14 protein-coding genes and 7 tRNA genes are annotated in these 15,183 nt (G+C 63.3%); 19 read left to right on the top strand and 2 right to left on the bottom strand.

Features of this window, described 5'->3' with window-relative positions; all coding sequences use genetic code 11:
- The first annotated feature begins 8 nt into the window (after positions 1-8).
- The 8 genes from tmk to K8374_RS06810 all read left to right on the top strand — a co-directional run bounded on the left by tmk (position 9) and on the right by K8374_RS06810 (position 6,450).
- A complete protein-coding gene (gene tmk, locus K8374_RS06775; RefSeq protein WP_224458408.1) occupies positions 9-641 on the top strand; it encodes a dTMP kinase in 633 nt (210 codons plus the stop codon).
- Positions 634-1,620: a DNA polymerase III subunit delta' gene (locus K8374_RS06780; protein ID WP_224458409.1), complete on the top strand. Its 987-nt coding sequence runs from the start codon at positions 634-636 to the stop codon at positions 1,618-1,620. Before tmk ends, K8374_RS06780 begins: the two co-directional genes overlap by 8 nt.
- A 36-nt stretch (positions 1,621-1,656) precedes the next feature.
- Positions 1,657-2,439 (top strand): TatD family hydrolase, encoded by a 783-nt coding sequence (locus K8374_RS06785; RefSeq protein ID WP_084855034.1) that lies wholly within the window; start codon positions 1,657-1,659, stop codon positions 2,437-2,439.
- A 417-nt stretch (positions 2,440-2,856) separates the two neighbouring features.
- Positions 2,857-3,492, top strand: coding sequence for a TetR/AcrR family transcriptional regulator (locus tag K8374_RS06790; protein ID WP_084855035.1), 636 nt, complete (start codon positions 2,857-2,859; stop codon positions 3,490-3,492).
- A gap of 178 nt (positions 3,493-3,670) precedes the next feature.
- Positions 3,671-4,639, top strand: coding sequence for a GTP 3',8-cyclase MoaA (locus K8374_RS06795; protein WP_224458410.1), 969 nt, complete (start codon positions 3,671-3,673; stop codon positions 4,637-4,639).
- Positions 4,640-4,704: 65 nt separating this feature from the next.
- On the top strand, positions 4,705-5,310 hold the full coding sequence (locus tag K8374_RS06800; protein ID WP_084855037.1) for a DUF4823 domain-containing protein: 606 nt from the start codon (positions 4,705-4,707) through the stop codon (positions 5,308-5,310).
- Between the two features lie 10 nt (positions 5,311-5,320).
- A complete protein-coding gene (locus K8374_RS06805) occupies positions 5,321-5,878 on the top strand; it encodes a DUF1285 domain-containing protein (protein WP_224458411.1) in 558 nt (185 codons plus the stop codon).
- A gap of 158 nt (positions 5,879-6,036) precedes the next feature.
- Positions 6,037-6,450, top strand: a complete 414-nt coding sequence (locus tag K8374_RS06810; RefSeq protein WP_224458412.1) for a cupin domain-containing protein — start codon at positions 6,037-6,039, stop codon at positions 6,448-6,450.
- Positions 6,451-6,515: 65 nt separating this feature from the next.
- Here K8374_RS06810 and K8374_RS06815 read toward each other — a convergent pair.
- Together K8374_RS06815 and K8374_RS06820 are read right to left on the bottom strand one after the other, a co-directional pair.
- Positions 6,516-6,591, bottom strand: a tRNA-Asn gene (locus K8374_RS06815).
- A gap of 63 nt (positions 6,592-6,654) precedes the next feature.
- Positions 6,655-7,851 carry an amino acid aminotransferase gene (locus K8374_RS06820; RefSeq protein WP_224458413.1) on the bottom strand — a complete coding sequence of 399 codons (1,197 nt, stop codon included), beginning with the start codon at positions 7,849-7,851 and terminating at the stop codon, positions 6,655-6,657.
- Positions 7,852-8,127: 276 nt separating this feature from the next.
- Between K8374_RS06820 and uvrB the strand changes: the two genes are divergently transcribed.
- The 11 genes from uvrB (at position 8,128) to K8374_RS06875 (ending at position 14,906) form a co-directional block, all read left to right on the top strand.
- Positions 8,128-10,143: an excinuclease ABC subunit UvrB gene (gene uvrB / locus K8374_RS06825; RefSeq protein WP_224458414.1), complete on the top strand. Its 2,016-nt coding sequence runs from the start codon at positions 8,128-8,130 to the stop codon at positions 10,141-10,143.
- A 164-nt stretch (positions 10,144-10,307) separates the two neighbouring features.
- Positions 10,308-11,789, top strand: coding sequence for a glutamate--tRNA ligase (gltX, locus tag K8374_RS06830; protein ID WP_084855042.1), 1,482 nt, complete (start codon positions 10,308-10,310; stop codon positions 11,787-11,789).
- Positions 11,790-12,123: 334 nt separating this feature from the next.
- Positions 12,124-12,199, top strand: a tRNA-Ala gene (locus tag K8374_RS06835).
- Positions 12,200-12,277: 78 nt separating this feature from the next.
- A tRNA-Glu gene (locus tag K8374_RS06840) sits at positions 12,278-12,353 on the top strand.
- A 53-nt stretch (positions 12,354-12,406) separates the two neighbouring features.
- Positions 12,407-12,482 (top strand) — tRNA-Ala (locus tag K8374_RS06845).
- A gap of 42 nt (positions 12,483-12,524) precedes the next feature.
- A tRNA-Glu gene (locus tag K8374_RS06850) sits at positions 12,525-12,600 on the top strand.
- Positions 12,601-12,669: 69 nt separating this feature from the next.
- A tRNA-Ala gene (locus K8374_RS06855) sits at positions 12,670-12,745 on the top strand.
- A 42-nt stretch (positions 12,746-12,787) separates the two neighbouring features.
- Positions 12,788-12,863, top strand: a tRNA-Glu gene (locus K8374_RS06860).
- 166 nt (positions 12,864-13,029) lie between these two features.
- Positions 13,030-13,569, top strand: a complete 540-nt coding sequence (locus K8374_RS06865) for a TetR/AcrR family transcriptional regulator (RefSeq protein ID WP_224458415.1) — start codon at positions 13,030-13,032, stop codon at positions 13,567-13,569.
- A 22-nt stretch (positions 13,570-13,591) separates the two neighbouring features.
- Entirely contained in the window at positions 13,592-14,425 is an 834-nt protein-coding gene (locus K8374_RS06870) for an alpha/beta fold hydrolase (protein WP_084855044.1), read from the top strand.
- Positions 14,426-14,468: 43 nt separating this feature from the next.
- Positions 14,469-14,906: an acyl-CoA thioesterase gene (locus K8374_RS06875; RefSeq protein WP_224458416.1), complete on the top strand. Its 438-nt coding sequence runs from the start codon at positions 14,469-14,471 to the stop codon at positions 14,904-14,906.
- Positions 14,907-15,183: the final 277 nt, after the last annotated feature.

A 15,183-nucleotide genomic window follows, 5' to 3' on the forward strand; every position in this document is an offset into this window, starting at 1 on the left:
GACTGCCCGTGAGCGGTTTGTTTATCACCCTGGAAGGCCCCGAAGGCGCGGGCAAGAGCACCAATCGCGAATACCTGGCCGAGCGCCTTCGTGAACAGGGCCTGGACGTGGTCCTGACCCGCGAACCGGGCGGTACGCCGCTGGCCGAGCGGATCCGCGAACTGCTCCTGGCGCCGAGCGACGAGGCCATGGCCGCCGACACCGAGCTGCTCCTGGTGTTTGCTGCCCGTGCCCAGCACCTGGCCGAGGTCATTCGCCCGGCACTGGCCCGCGGTGCGGTGGTGCTGTGCGACCGTTTCACCGATGCCACCTATGCCTACCAGGGCGGTGGTCGCGGCTTGTCCCAGGAGCGCATCGCCACCTTGGAGACCTTCGTCCAGGGCGCACTGCGCCCCGACCTGACGTTGGTTTTCGACCTGCCGGTGGAAGTGGGCCTGGCCCGCGCTGCCGCCCGCGGTCGCCTGGACCGTTTCGAGCAGGAGGGCCAGGCGTTCTTCGAGGCCGTGCGCCAGGCCTACCTGCAGCGCGCCGGGCGCGAGCCCCAGCGCTACCGCTTGCTGGATGCCGCACAGCCGCTGGAGGCCGTGCAGCGCGCCATCGATGCGTTGCTGCCGGGCATCCTGGAGCGCTGCCGTGGCTGAGGCCTACCCCTGGCAGCAGGCGCTCTGGCAGCAGTTGTCCGGGCGCGCCCAGCACGCTCACGCCTACCTGCTCCATGGGCCCCAGGGTATCGGCAAGCGGGCCCTGGCCGAGCGCCTGATGGCCCGCCTGCTGTGCCAGCAACCCCAGGGCCTGGATGCCTGTGGCCAGTGCAAGTCGTGCCTGCTGCTCAAGGCCGGCAGCCACCCGGACAACTTCGTGCTGGAGCCGGAAGAGGCCGACAAGCCGATCAAGATCGACCAGGTGCGCGAGCTGGTGTCGTTCGTGGTGCAGACCGCGCAGCAGGGCGGGCGCAAGGTGGTATTGATCGAGCCGGTCGAGGCGATGAACGTCAATGCCTCCAATGCCCTGCTCAAGAGCCTCGAGGAGCCTTCGGGCGATACCGTGCTGCTGCTGGTCAGCCACCAGCCCAGCCGTCTGCTGCCGACCATCAAGAGCCGCTGCCAGCAAGTCGCCTGCCCGCAGCCGAGCCTGCCCCAAAGCCAGGCCTTCCTCGCCGGAGCCCTGCCCGACGTTGCGCCCGAAGAACGCGACGAGCTGTTGACCCTGGCTGCCGGTTCGCCCTTGATGGCCATGAGCTTGCAGGCCCAAGGCGTGCGCGAGCAGCGTGCATTGGTCACCGATGGCGTGAAGAAACTGCTCAAGCAGCAACAGTCCCCCAGCCAGTTGGCCGAAGCCTGGAGCAACGTGCCGTTGTTGTTGCTGTTCGACTGGTTCTGTGACTGGTCGCACCTGATCCTGCGCTACCAATTGACCCAGGACGAAGAGGGGCTAGGCTTGGGCGATATGCGCAAGGTGGTGCAATACCTGGCGCAGAAAAGCCGGCAGGGCAGGGTGCTGGAGGTCCAGGCATGGATCCTCGAGCAACGCCAGAAGGTGCTGGCCAAGGCCAACCTCAATCGTGTCCTGCTGCTCGAAGCCTTGTTGGCCCATTGGGTCCAATTGCCGGGTTCACGCTGATTCCTCTTTCGTTTCCTTCATGTGTGCCGTAATCCCATGCTCGTAGATTCCCATTGCCACCTCGACCGACTTGACCTGAGCGCCCATGGTGGCTCCCTCGATGCTGCCCTGCAAGCCGCCCGCGAACGGGGCGTGGGGCATTTCCTGTGCATCGGCGTGAGCGCCGACAATGCTGGGGCGGTCAAGGCCCTGAGCGAGCGATACGCTGACGTGGATTGTTCGGTAGGTGTGCACCCGCTGGACCTGGCGCCCGGTGAAACGCCAGCGCTGGAATGGTTGTTGCGCGAGCTGGCCCACCCGCACGTGGTGGCCATCGGCGAGACTGGCCTGGACTACCACTACGAGCCTGAGGCCGCTGAGCTGCAGCAGGCCTCCTTCCGTCTGCACCTGGAAGCCTCGCGCCAGACCGGCAAGCCGGTGATCGTCCACACCCGCGCGGCGCGGGCCGATACCTTGGCCCTGCTGCGCGAGGCCGGCCTGCCGCAAGCTGGCGTGCTGCACTGCTTCACCGAGGACTGGGACATGGCCCGGGCCGCGCTGGACCTGGGCTACTACATTTCATTGTCGGGTATCGTCACCTTCCGCAATGCCGACGCCCTGCGCGAGGTGGCCCGCCAGGTCCCGGCCGACCGCCTGCTGGTGGAAACCGACTCGCCGTACCTTGCGCCGATCCCGTACCGCGGCAAGCCGAACCTGCCGCAGTATGTGCGCGAAGTGGCCGAATACGTGGCTTCGCTGCGTGGGGTGAGCTATGCGCAGCTGGCCGAGCAGACCACGGCCAACTTCAAGCGCTTGTTCCCGTTGGCGCGGGTGGCCTGATTCCCTGCCGGTGCTTGGCGCCCGCCTCCAGAGGCAAGCACCTGTTCCGCGGGCAAAAAAAACCCGGGTTCTGGGGGGGGAATCCGGGTTAAGACCATTAGGAGTAAAACAAAGGTACCGCGGTCCCTGGGCACCTTTATTGACGCGCCACTTGGGGGGATGCGCCGCGCCAACACTCCAAGTATCGATCAGGTTTGGCACAGTGCCAGCGACAACTGGTCGTTTTTTAAACAGATTTGGAATACACCTGGAAACCATAGGGTCTTCCCTGCATGTCCAAAGGGACAAACGGTTACTCTTCACGCCGCCTGGATTACGCTCGACACGCACCGTGATACATAGAAGCGAGGATGATCCGTGCATTTTCCTGCAAGTTAGGCATAATAAACCGCTTCGATTGTCCATCCAGTCCTTCCTATGCAGAAAGAACCTCGTAAGGTCCGTGAGTTTCGCCGCCGCGAACAAGAGATCCTCGATACCGCGCTCAAGCTGTTTCTCGAGCAAGGTGAAGACAGCGTCACCGTCGAGATGATCGCCGACGCCGTGGGTATCGGCAAAGGCACGATCTACAAGCACTTCAAGTCCAAGGCCGAGATCTACCTGCGCCTGATGCTCGACTATGAACGCGACCTCAACGCCCTGTTGCACTCGGACGACGTCGACCGCGACAAGGAAGCCCTGTCGCGCGCCTATTTTGAGTTCCGCATGCGTGACCCGCAGCGTTACCGGTTGTTCGACCGCCTGGAAGAAAAGGTCGTCAAGGGCAACCAGGTGCCAGAGATGGTCGAGGAGCTGCACCGCATCCGCGCCTCCAACTTCGATCGCCTCACCCTGTTGATCAAGGGCCGTATCAGCGAGGGCAAGCTCGAGGACGTACCGCCTTATTTCCACTACTGTGCCGCATGGGCGTTGGTGCACGGCGCCGTGGCACTGTATCACTCGCCGTTCTGGAGCAATGTGCTGGAGGATCAGGAAGGCTTCTTCCAGTTCCTCATGGACATTGGCGTGCGCATGGGCAACAAGCGCAAGCGCGACCCGGAGATCGCGAACTAGAGCATCGCGATACAAGTCGCTCCTGCAGGCCTGGTACATCTGTAGGAGCGGCCTTGTGCCGCGAAAGGCTGCATCGCAGCCTCCGTTCGCCCGTCGGCCAGAAGTTGGGGCTTGCAAAAACCTGATTTATGAGTCAGGTTTTGCCAGCCCGATTCATCCGTGCCGGAGTCACCCACCCATGATCGTCGATCGTCAAGGCAGGCGCTTTCGCAACCTGCGTGTCAGCCTGACGGCTGCCTGCAACTATGCCTGTACGTACTGCGTGCCCGATGGCAAGCGCCTGGTGGCGGCGCAGGATGAGCTTCCGGCCGAGTTGCTGGCCCGTGGCGTGGCCTACCTGGTCGAAGCGGCCGGGATCGAGCGGCTGCGTATCACCGGTGGCGAGCCGTTGGTCAGCCCGCGCCTCGAGGCCTTTCTCGAAGCAGTCGGAACGCTGGGCCTGGCCGATATCGGCCTGACCACCAACGGCCAGTTGCTCTCGCGCAAACTCCCATTGCTCAAGGCCGCCGGTATTCGTCGTCTGAATGTGTCCCTCGACACGCTCGACCCCGACGCCTTCCGCCGTATTGCCCGTGGCGGCGATCTGGCCACGGTGCTGGCTGGCATGGAACAGGCCAGTGCCGCCGGCATGGGCATCAAGGTGAACATGGTACCCATGCGCGGGCAGAACCTGGATCAGGTATTGCCACTGCTCGACTACTGCTTGGAGCGGGGTTACGAATTGCGCTTCATCGAGCTGATGCGCATGGGCCATCTTGCCCGCGACCACAACGCCTTTCTTCAGCAATTCGTCGGCCTCGAACAATTGCTCGATCTGATTGGCCAGGCCCATGCCTTCCAGCAGGCCAGCGCGCCACTGGATGCCACCGCCTTGCGCTATCGAGTGGCTGGCAAAGGCCATTTTGGCGTGATCGCCAACGAGAGCGTGCCGTTCTGCCGGACCTGCTCACGGCTGCGCTTGTCCTCCACGGGCTGGTTGCACGGCTGTCTGTCATCGGGTAACCGGCATTTCGTCGGTGACCTTCTGGAAAAGCCTCGCCATCAGGCCCTGCCGGCCTTGCAACGCTTGCTGGTCAAGGCCCTGGCGGATAAGCAGGACCTGGCGTTTTCCGGCGGCATGACGGTGATGAAGGTGATCGGTGGCTGACCTGGCGTAAAAGCTGCATCTGGCGGCTATTCGCCGGTTTTTCGTCGCCGGTTTCTGGAGGAAGAATGCGTAGGCTGGTCTTGTCGCTGGCGCTGTTGGCGCTGGGCGGTTGCATGAATGTCAGTGATATGGGCGAGGGGGTTCGCTACCACATGAGCGATGCCGGGCTGCTGGACCACAGCGATACCCGACGTAGCCTGTCGGTGCGCCTGCAGCCCGACTCGTTCATCTTCATCGGCCAGGGGCATTTCGCACCGCCAGGCAAGGGGCCGGTGCCCCGGCCGAACGTGGTGGCCGAGGAAGCCTACAAGAGCTTCGTCGAATATTTCCCGCTGGTGCGTCGCGCCCAAGGGCCGCTGGGGTTGGAAGAGGCGCTGGCCGAAGCTCGCTCGGTGGGCGCCCATTATGTGCTCTACACCCGTTTCGCGCGGACCGATGACCGCATCGGCAATGGGGACGAATGGTACGACGAGCAGGCCGTCGATCGCCTGGGGGTCGATACCGGTGTGGTGCAGATGATGCTGATCGAGACCAGCACCCGCTATTTGATCGATACGGCGCGGATCAAGAGCCGTGGCGGTTTGTTGACGTTCCACGACAAGGCGCCGGAAGATTTGCTTGGCCCCCCCATGCGCGATTACGCTCGTAGCCTTCTGGGCATGAGTCGTTGAGGGCAGGGTGATGGCAGGTACCGGCAAGGCCAATGATCTTCTGGCGCAGATCCCGAAGGAAAAAGGGTTGCCGCCGGTACACCTGTGGAATCCAGATTTTTGCGGCGACATCGACATGCGCATCGCCCGCGACGGGACCTGGTACTACCTGGGTACGCCGATCGGGCGCAAGCCGATGGTCCGGTTGTTTTCCACCATCATTCGCCGCGATGGCGATGATTATTTCCTGGTTACGCCGGTGGAGAAGGTCGGTATCCGGGTCGATGACGCACCCTTCGTCGCCGTGCTGCTGGACGTGCAGGGCAGTGGCGAGCAGCAGGTGCTGCGCTTTACCAGCAATGTCGATGACCAGGTCGAGGCGGGCCCGGAGCATCCGCTGCGGGTCGAGATCGATCCCCTGACCCAGGAGCCTTCGCCGTACATTCTGATGCGCAGCAACCTCGAGGCGCTGATCCATCGCAATGTGTTCTACCAATTGGTGGAGCTGGCGGTCCCGCGTGAAATCGAGGGCCAGGAGTGGCTTGGGGTTTGGAGCGGCGGGGCGTTCTATCCTGTGGGGCGTCTTTGAGAATGCTGGGGCTGCCTTGCAGCCCTTTCGCGGCACAAGGCCGCTCCTTAGGTGCTCAGCACACGTATCGATAGGCCTCCTCGTTTTTCCCTGTATTGGCCATTGGTCCGCGAGCCGTCCGGGCATAACCTGCTGGCAATCGCCAACAGGAGAACGCCATGAACATTCCCCGCTTATCCCTTGCCGTGCTGTTTGCCCTCGGCGTAACAGGTGTCCAGGTGCCCGCCTGGGCTCACGGCGAGCAACCTGACCAGGTCAAGGTCCTGCAGGAAAAGCGCCCCAGCAATGCGCCCGGCAAGAAAGCCGTGATGCTTACCGTCCACTATGCCCCGGGCCAGGCATCGCCCGCCCATCAGCACCCTGGCGCGGTGATGGCCTACGTGCTCGAAGGTGCGGTGGTATCGAAGCTCAACGATGACCAGGAGAGGACCTACAAGGCCGGCGAATATTGGTACGAAGCGCCTGGTACCGTGCACAGCGTGTCTCGCAACGCCAGTGAATCCGCTCCGGCCAAGCTGCTGGTCTGGAGCCTGGTGGACGAAGGCAAGCCGGTGACCGAGCCGTTGAAATAGCGAGTGCAGGCGGCAGAAACGAAAAAACCTCCAGTGCTTGCGCAACTGGAGGTTTTTTCAGTGTTTGGCTCCGCGACCTGGACTCGAACCAGGGACCCAATGATTAACAGTCATTTGCTCTACCGACTGAGCTATCGCGGAATCTGCTGCGTATCTTACTGATAGCCAGGGGGAAGTCAAGCTTACCCCCTGGCAATCAATGGGTTACAGCACTTCGACGATGGCCTTGGTGACCACGTGGATGTTGCTCTGGTTCAGCGCGGCCACGCAGATGCGACCGGTATCCAGGGCATAGATTCCGAACTCGTCCTTCAGGCGGCCGACCTGCTCTGCGGTCAGGCCCGAGTAGGAGAACATGCCGCGCTGGCGACCGACGAAGCTGAAATCGCGCTTGGCACCGTACGCGGCCAGCAGCTCGACCATCTGCTTGCGCATGCCATGGATGCGGCCACGCATCTCGCCCAGCTCGGCTTCCCACATCTGGCGCAGCTCAGTGCTGTTGAGCACGGCGGCGACGATGCTGGCACCGTGGGTCGGCGGGTTGGAGTAGGTGGTGCGGATCACGCGCTTGACCTGGGACAGCACGCGGGTGCTTTCGTCCTTGGAGCCGGTGACGATCGACAGGGCGCCGACGCGCTCGCCGTACAGCGAGAACGACTTGGAGAACGAGCTGGAGACGAAGAAGTCCAGGCCAGACTCGGCGAACAGGCGCACGGCGAAGGCGTCTTCGGCGATGCCGTCGCCGAAGCCCTGGTAGGCCATGTCGAGGAACGGCACGTGGCCCTTGGCCTTGACCACTTCCAGGACGTTCTTCCAGTCGTCCAGGCCCAGGTCGACGCCGGTCGGGTTGTGGCAGCAGGCGTGCAGGACGATGATCGAGCCGGACGGCAGGTTGTTCAGGTCCTCGAGCATGCCGGCGCGGTCGACGTCGTTGCTCGGTGCATCGTAGTAACGGTAGTTCTGCACCGGGAAGCCGGCGGTTTCGAACAGGGCGCGGTGGTTTTCCCAGCTCGGGTCGCTGATGGCGACCACGGCGTTCGGGGAGAGGCGCTTGAGGAAGTCCGCGCCGATCTTCAGAGCACCGGTGCCGCCGACCGCCTGCACGGTCACCACGCGGCCTGCAGCCAGCAGCGGCGACTCGGCGCCGAACAGCAGCTTTTGCACCGCCTGGTCGTAGGTGGCGATACCGTCGATCGGCAGGTAGCCGCGGGAGGCGTGCTGGGCGGCACGCTGGGTCTCGGCTTCGATCACCGCGCGCAGCAGCGGGATACGGCCTTCCTCATTGCAATAGACGCCCACGCCCAGGTTGACCTTGGCGGTACGGGTATCGGCGTTGAATGCTTCGTTGAGGCCCAGGATGGGGTCGCGGGGTGCCAGCTCGACAGCGGAAAACAGGCTCATTGTTACCTTGGCTCTGATTGGAGAGTGATAGGGCGCGCACGCTCCGGCCGAGTGCGTTGAAGCGGTGCGCAAACGGGGAGTCAGTATAGTGATACCGACCGGTCATCGCGACAGTCTGGCGCAGCTTTTGCGGGCTTTTGTGCGATTATTTTTCGACCATTGGTCTAATTGCCCGGTCCACTGAAAGACCAGTCCTTGAAACGGGCGCCGGGCGCGCTCATTTCGGTTAGACTACTGGCTAAATTTACAGTTGCCGCGTCATCCACGAGGTCCGTCATGTCCGAGTTCCAGCTCGTCACCCGTTTCCAGCCGGCCGGCGACCAGCCCGAGGCCATCCGCTTGATGGTCGAGGGCATCGAGGCCGGGCTTTCGCACCAGACCCTGCTCGGGGTGACCGGCTCGGGCAAGACCTTCAGCATCGCCAACGTCATCCAGCAGGTGCAGCGCCCGACCCTGGTGCTGGCGCCGAACAAGACCCTGGCCGCACAGCTGTATGGCGAGTTCAAGGCGTTCTTCCCGAACAATGCGGTGGAGTACTTCGTTTCCTACTACGACTACTACCAGCCGGAAGCCTACGTGCCGTCGTCGGACACCTTCATCGAGAAGGACGCCTCGATCAACGACCATATCGAGCAGATGCGCCTGTCGGCGACCAAGGCACTGCTGGAGCGCCGCGACGCCATCATCGTCACCACGGTGTCGTGCATCTACGGCCTGGGCAGCCCGGAGACCTACCTGAAGATGGTCCTGCACGTCGATCGCGGCGACAAGCTCGACCAGCGTGCCTTGTTGCGCCGCCTGGCGGACCTGCAGTACACCCGCAACGAGATGGACTTCGCCCGCGCCACCTTCCGCGTGCGCGGCGACGTGGTCGACATCTTCCCGGCCGAATCGGACCTCGAAGCCATCCGCATCGAGCTGTTCGACGACGAGGTGGAGAACATCGCCGCCTTCGACCCGCTCACCGGCGAGGTCATTCGCAAGCTGCCGCGCTTCACCTTCTACCCCAAGAGCCACTATGTCACCCCACGCGAAACCTTGCTCGAGGCGGTGGAGGGCATCAAGGAAGAGCTCAAGGATCGCCTCGAGTACCTGCACAAGGCCAACAAGCTGGTGGAAGCCCAGCGCCTGGAGCAGCGCACCCGCTTCGACCTGGAAATGATCCTGGAGCTGGGCTACTGCAACGGCATCGAGAACTACTCGCGCTACCTGTCCGGGCGCCCAGCTGGCGCGCCGCCACCCACGCTGTACGACTACCTGCCGGCCGATGCGCTGCTGGTGATCGATGAGTCCCACGTCAGCGTTCCCCAGGTCGGTGCCATGTACAAGGGCGACCGCTCGCGCAAGGAAACGCTGGTGGAGTATGGCTTCCGCCTGCCGTCGGCGCTGGACAACCGCCCCATGCGCTTCGATGAGTGGGAGGCGGTCAGCCCGCAGACCATTTTCGTGTCCGCCACGCCCGGCCCCTACGAGGCCGAGCATGCCGGCAGGGTCGTGGAGCAGGTGGTTCGCCCCACCGGCCTGGTGGACCCGGAGGTGGAGGTGCGCCCGGCGCTGACCCAGGTCGACGACCTGCTTTCGGAGATCGGCAAGCGGGTCGCGGCAGGCGAGCGGGTGCTGGCCACCACCCTGACCAAGCGCATGGCCGAAGACCTCACCGACTACCTGGCCGACCACGACGTGCGTGTGCGCTACCTGCACTCGGACATCGACACCGTCGAGCGGGTGGAGATCATCCGCGACCTGCGCCTGGGCACCTTCGACGTGCTGGTGGGTATCAACCTGCTGCGCGAAGGCCTGGACATGCCCGAAGTGTCCCTGGTGGCCATCCTCGACGCCGACAAGGAAGGCTTCCTGCGCTCGGAGCGCTCGTTGATCCAGACCATCGGCCGGGCCGCGCGCAACCTCAACGGCAAGGCGATCCTCTATGCCGACCAGGTCACCGGTTCCATGCAGCGGGCCATCGACGAGACCGAGCGGCGCCGGGCCAAGCAGATCGACTTCAACCAGGCTCACGGCATCGTGCCCAAGGGCGTGGTCAAGGACATCACCGACATCATGGAAGGCGCCAGCGTGCCCGGCGGGCGAAGCAAGAAACGCAAGGCCATGGCCAAGGCGGCAGAGGAGAGCGCCCGCTACGAGGCCGAGCTGCAGACCCCGGCCCAGATCACCAAGCGCATCAAGCTGCTGGAAGAGAAGATGTTCCAGTTGGCCCGAGACCTGGAGTTCGAGGCCGCGGCGCAGCTGCGTGACGAAATCGCCCAATTGCGCGATCGCCTGATCGCCAGCTGAGCGCCTGTAGGAGCGGGCTTGTCCCGCGATAGGGACGGCCCTGCCTTCAAAGCTGCAGAACGCCGCTGCGGCCGTCGACATTCGCCTGCGCGCCATCGCTGGAGCCCGACGCCTGCTCCCTGCTACCATTCGGCCTTTGTTTCATCTTTCGTTCGAGACTCTCCATGACCACCGTTCGCACGCGCATCGCGCCATCGCCCACCGGCGATCCCCATGTCGGCACCGCCTACATCGCCCTGTTCAACTACTGCTTCGCCAAGCAGCACGGCGGTGAGTTCATCCTGCGTATCGAAGACACCGACCAGCTGCGTTCGACCCGTGAGTCGGAACAGCAAATCTTCGACGCCCTGCGTTGGCTCGGCATCGAGTGGAACGAGGGCCCGGACGTCGGTGGTCCCCATGGCCCTTACCGGCAGAGCGAGCGCGGCGAGATCTATGCCAAGTACGCCAAGCAGTTGGTGGATGCCGGCCACGCCTTCTATTGCTTCTGCACCGCCGAAGAGCTGGAGCAGATGCGTGCCGAGCAGATGGCGCGCGGCGAGACCCCGCGCTACGACGGTCGCGCCCTGTTGCTGAGCGCCGAGGAAGTGCAGCGCCGCCTGGATGCCGGCGAACCCCACGTGATCCGCATGAAGGTGCCGAGCGAGGGCGTCTGCGTGGTGCCGGACATGCTCCGTGGCGACGTCGAGATCCCATGGGACCGCATGGACATGCAGGTGCTGATGAAGAACGACGGCCTGCCGACCTACTTCCTGGCCAACGTGGTCGATGACCACCTGATGGGCATCACCCACGTCCTGCGCGGCGAGGAGTGGCTGCCGTCGGCACCGAAGCTGATCAAGCTGTACGAGTACTTCGGCTGGGAACAGCCCAAACTGTGCTACATGCCGCTGCTGCGCAACCCCGACAAGAGCAAGCTGTCCAAGCGCAAGAACCCAACCTCGGTGACTTTCTACGAGCGCATGGGCTTCATGCCCGAGGCGATGCTCAACTACCTGGGCCGCATGGGCTGGTCGATGCCGGACGAGCGCGAGAAGTTCTCCCTGGCCGAGATGGTCGAGCACTTCGACCTGTCGCGCATCTCCCTGGGTGGCCCGATTTTCGACATCGAGAAGCTGTCCTGGCTCAACGGCCAGTGGCTGCGCGACCTGCCGGTGGAAGAGTTCGCCGCACGCGTGCAGAAGTGGGCCTTCAACAGCGACTACATGATGAAGATCGCCCCCCATGTACAGGGCCGGGTCGAAACCTTCAGCCAGATCGCTCCGCTGGGTGGCTTCTTCTTCGAAGGCGGCCTGAAGCTCGACGCCAAGCTGTTCGAAAGCAAGAAGCTGTCCGCTGACCAGGTGCGCCAGGTGATGCAGTTGATCCTGTGGAAGCTCGAGAGCCTGCGCCAGTGGGAAAAGGACCGTATCACCGGCTGCATCCAGGCCGTGGTCGAAGCCCTGGAGCTGAAGCTGCGTGACGCCATGCCGCTGATGTTCGCCGCGATCACCGGCCAGGCCAGCTCGGTCTCGGTGCTCGACGCCATGGAGATTCTCGGCCCTGACCTGACCCGCTACCGTCTGCGCCAGGCCCTGGACCTGCTCGGCGGCGTGTCGAAGAAGGAAAACAAGGAGTGGGAGAAGCTGCTGGCGACCATCGCCTGAGGCCTTTACGCCCCCCCTGTAGGAGCGGCCTTGCGCCGCGAAAGGACCGCAACGCGGTCCTACGTTGCGAGCGTCGATGCCAAACCCATGGGGCCGCTGTGCGGCCCTTTCGCGGCACAAGGCCGCCCCTACAATCCGTGCTTGCAGAAGCAAGTGGCCTCGAAAACGGGGCAGGGCGATAAGTGATTGTTATCTGTGAAAAAATTTTTGGATATTTTCAAAAATATGTTTGACAGCCCAGCAATCGGAACTTAATATGCGCCCCGTCCACAGCGATGAGCTAAAACGAAACGCCAGGCACCCAGCCGGTGATTTGAGTTCAGCGCGACATTGTGGGGCTATAGCTCAGCTGGGAGAGCGCCTGCATGGCATGCAGGAGGTCAGCGGTTCGATCCCGCTTAGCTCCACCAAATTCCGCTTCACGATCAGCTGGGCTGGTCGGGAAGAAAGATCGGTTCCAGCAAATCGGTCTTGAAGGTAGAAGGTTCGTCCCCTTCGTCTAGTGGCCTAGGACACCGCCCTTTCACGGCGGTAACAGGGGTTCGAGTCCCCTAGGGGACGCCAGTTTTGCACAAGCGATGTTTCACGATGTCGCTGGGCCGAGAGGCTAGAAATCCGGGGCTATAGCTCAGCTGGGAGAGCGCCTGCATGGCATGCAGGAGGTCAGCGGTTCGATCCCGCTTAGCTCCACCAATTTTGCCAGGTCCGCGCAAGCGGGTCGGTACGAAGGTTGTTGTCCCCTTCGTCTAGTGGCCTAGGACACCGCCCTTTCACGGCGGTAACAGGGGTTCGAGTCCCCTAGGGGACGCCACTTTTACCCGCGTCTTGCGGGAGTTGAAAGGCTCATTCGCACATTGGATGGGCCTTTTGTTTTCACCTTGGGGCTATAGCTCAGCTGGGAGAGCGCCTGCATGGCATGCAGGAGGTCAGCGGTTCGATCCCGCTTAGCTCCACCAATTCTGCCAGGGTCTGCGTAAGCAGCCTGCACGAAGGTTCACGTCCCCTTCGTCTAGTGGCCTAGGACACCGCCCTTTCACGGCGGTAACAGGGGTTCGAGTCCCCTAGGGGACGCCATTTTTACCCGCGTTTTGCGGGACTTCAAAGGCTCATTCGCATATTGAATGGGCCTTTTGTTTTTCTCCCTCCGAAAAAATCAAGGGCATGCTGAATGGCAGTAGATTTCGCTTGCCAATAAATATTATGAGCATAATATTACGCTCATAATGTTTCGGAGCCGGCCATGAGCGACAGAAAGAGCAAGACCCGCGAACGCATCCTGGACGCGGCCTGCAGCGCCCTGATCCAGCACGGCCCCGCCGAGCCGAGCGTTAGCCAAGTAATGAGCGCCGCAGGGCTGACGGTGGGTGGGTTCTATGCCCATTTCAACAGCAAGGATGAACTCATGCTGGAGGCGTTTCGCCAGTTGCTGGGCGAGCGACGCGCATTGCTCGCCCAAGTGGACCCCAGCCTCGATGCTGAAGGGCGGCGGGCCCTGGTGGCGGCCTTCTACCTGTCGCGCAAGCACCGCGATGCCCAGGAGCATGCCTGCCCGTTGCCCAACGCCTTGAGCGAGATGCAGCGCCTGCCGGACGCCTTTCGCGACGTGCTGGCCGAGCACATCGAGCTGATCACCGCGCAGATGGTCGATCGGCCCGAAGACATCGACAAGGCCATCGCCGACCTCGCCTTGATGGTTGGCGGCCTGGCCCTGGCCCGGGCCCTGGGCGGTACCGAGCTGTCCGACCGGATCCTGCGTGCCGCCAAGTCGGCAGTGATCTGAACCACCTCCTCTGGAGCAAGCCATGACTACCCTGAGCTGGATTCGCGGCGTCAACGCAACCCTCGGCCGCCTGGCCCCCGAGCATGTCGCCGGCAGGATGCGCCGGGCCTTCATGACACCGCGCAACTTACCCCCACGGCAGTGGGAGCTGCCGCTGCTGGCCAGAGCTGAGCGCATCACCTTGCGCTTTGGTCTGTCGGCCCTGCGCTGGGGCAAGGGGCCTACGGTATTGATGATGCATGGTTGGGAAGGGCGCCCGACGCAATTCGCTGCGCTGATCGACACCTTGGTGGCCGCTGGGCATACGGTGGTCGCTCTGGAAGGCCCGGCCCATGGTCGCTCTCCAGGCCAGCAGGCGCATGTGGTGCTGTTCGCCCGTGCCCTGTTGGAGGCCGCCGGCGAATTGCCACCGCTGCGGGCCGTGATCGGCCATTCTATGGGAGGCGCCAGCCTGCTGCTGGCCTTGCAATGGGGCCTGCGTACCGAGGCGGCGGTAAGCATCGCTGCGCCGGCGCAGCTGCTGGGTGTTCTGCGTGGCTTCGCCCATCGCCTGGGGTTGCCGGCAAGGGCCAGGGCGGCGTTCATTCGCCAGATCGAACAGGATGTCGGCGTGCAGATCTCGCGCCTGGACGTCAGCGGCTACCAGCTGGACGTGCCCGGGCTGGTGGTGCACGCCAGTGACGACCCCCTGGTGCCGGCCAGCGAGGCCCAGTTGATCCACAAGGCCTGGTTCGACAGCCGCCTGATGGTGCTGGAGGAGGGTGGGCACCAGCGTGTGCTGGCCGACCCGCGCTTGAACGAGGCCGTGCTCGAGCTGCTGGCCCGCACCGCGATCGGGGCACGGCAAAGCGCCTGATATCCGGTACACTCTGCCCGTTCACAGACCAACGGGAGCGGGCATGAGCTGGGACCTGGCATCGCCATTCATCATCGACCTTCGCGTCGGCGCCGAGGACATCGACGGCCTCGGCCACGCCAACAACGCCGTCTACGTCACCTGGCTGGAACGCTGCGCCTGGCGCCATTCCCAGCGCCTGGGGCTGGACCTGACCGAATACCGGCGCCTGGACCGCGCCATGGCCGTGGTGCGCCACGAAATCGACTACCTGGCCGCCGCCTACGAGGACGACGAGCTGCAACTGGCCACCTGGATCATCGACTGGGACCAGCGCCTGCGCATGACCCGCCGCTTCCAGCTCAAGCGCCCCCGCGATGGTGTCACCGTGCTGCGCGCACAAACCACCTTCGCCTGTATCGAGCTTTCCAGCGGCAAGCCCAAGCGTATGCCGGCCGAGTTTCTCGACGGTTATGGTCCGGCGCTTTTGCCGAACAGTTGACTGATTCTCTCAATGATCGCACCGATCAATGTTGGCTTGACCAAGGGACGGGTGTTACTAGCGGCTCTGTTCTTTTCTATTACAGTTTCTTCGGAGTCTGGTGGTGGCTTTTCTTCCGATGGCTCAAGGTAGAAATTGAGTATCTCGTAATTGCAAGGCCTGATTTGTTTCATGGGACGATAATCGCGTAGGCTCCCCGGCGTCCTTTGGGTTGCAGAGAGCATTTATCGTGAGGCATCGTCTCTTTGTGCTTGGTCTTGAGCTGGAAGCCAGGAGG

Origin of the sequence: Pseudomonas sp. p1(2021b), assembly GCF_020151015.1 — a bacterium.
GTDB classification, from domain to species: domain Bacteria; phylum Pseudomonadota; class Gammaproteobacteria; order Pseudomonadales; family Pseudomonadaceae; genus Aquipseudomonas; species Aquipseudomonas putida_K.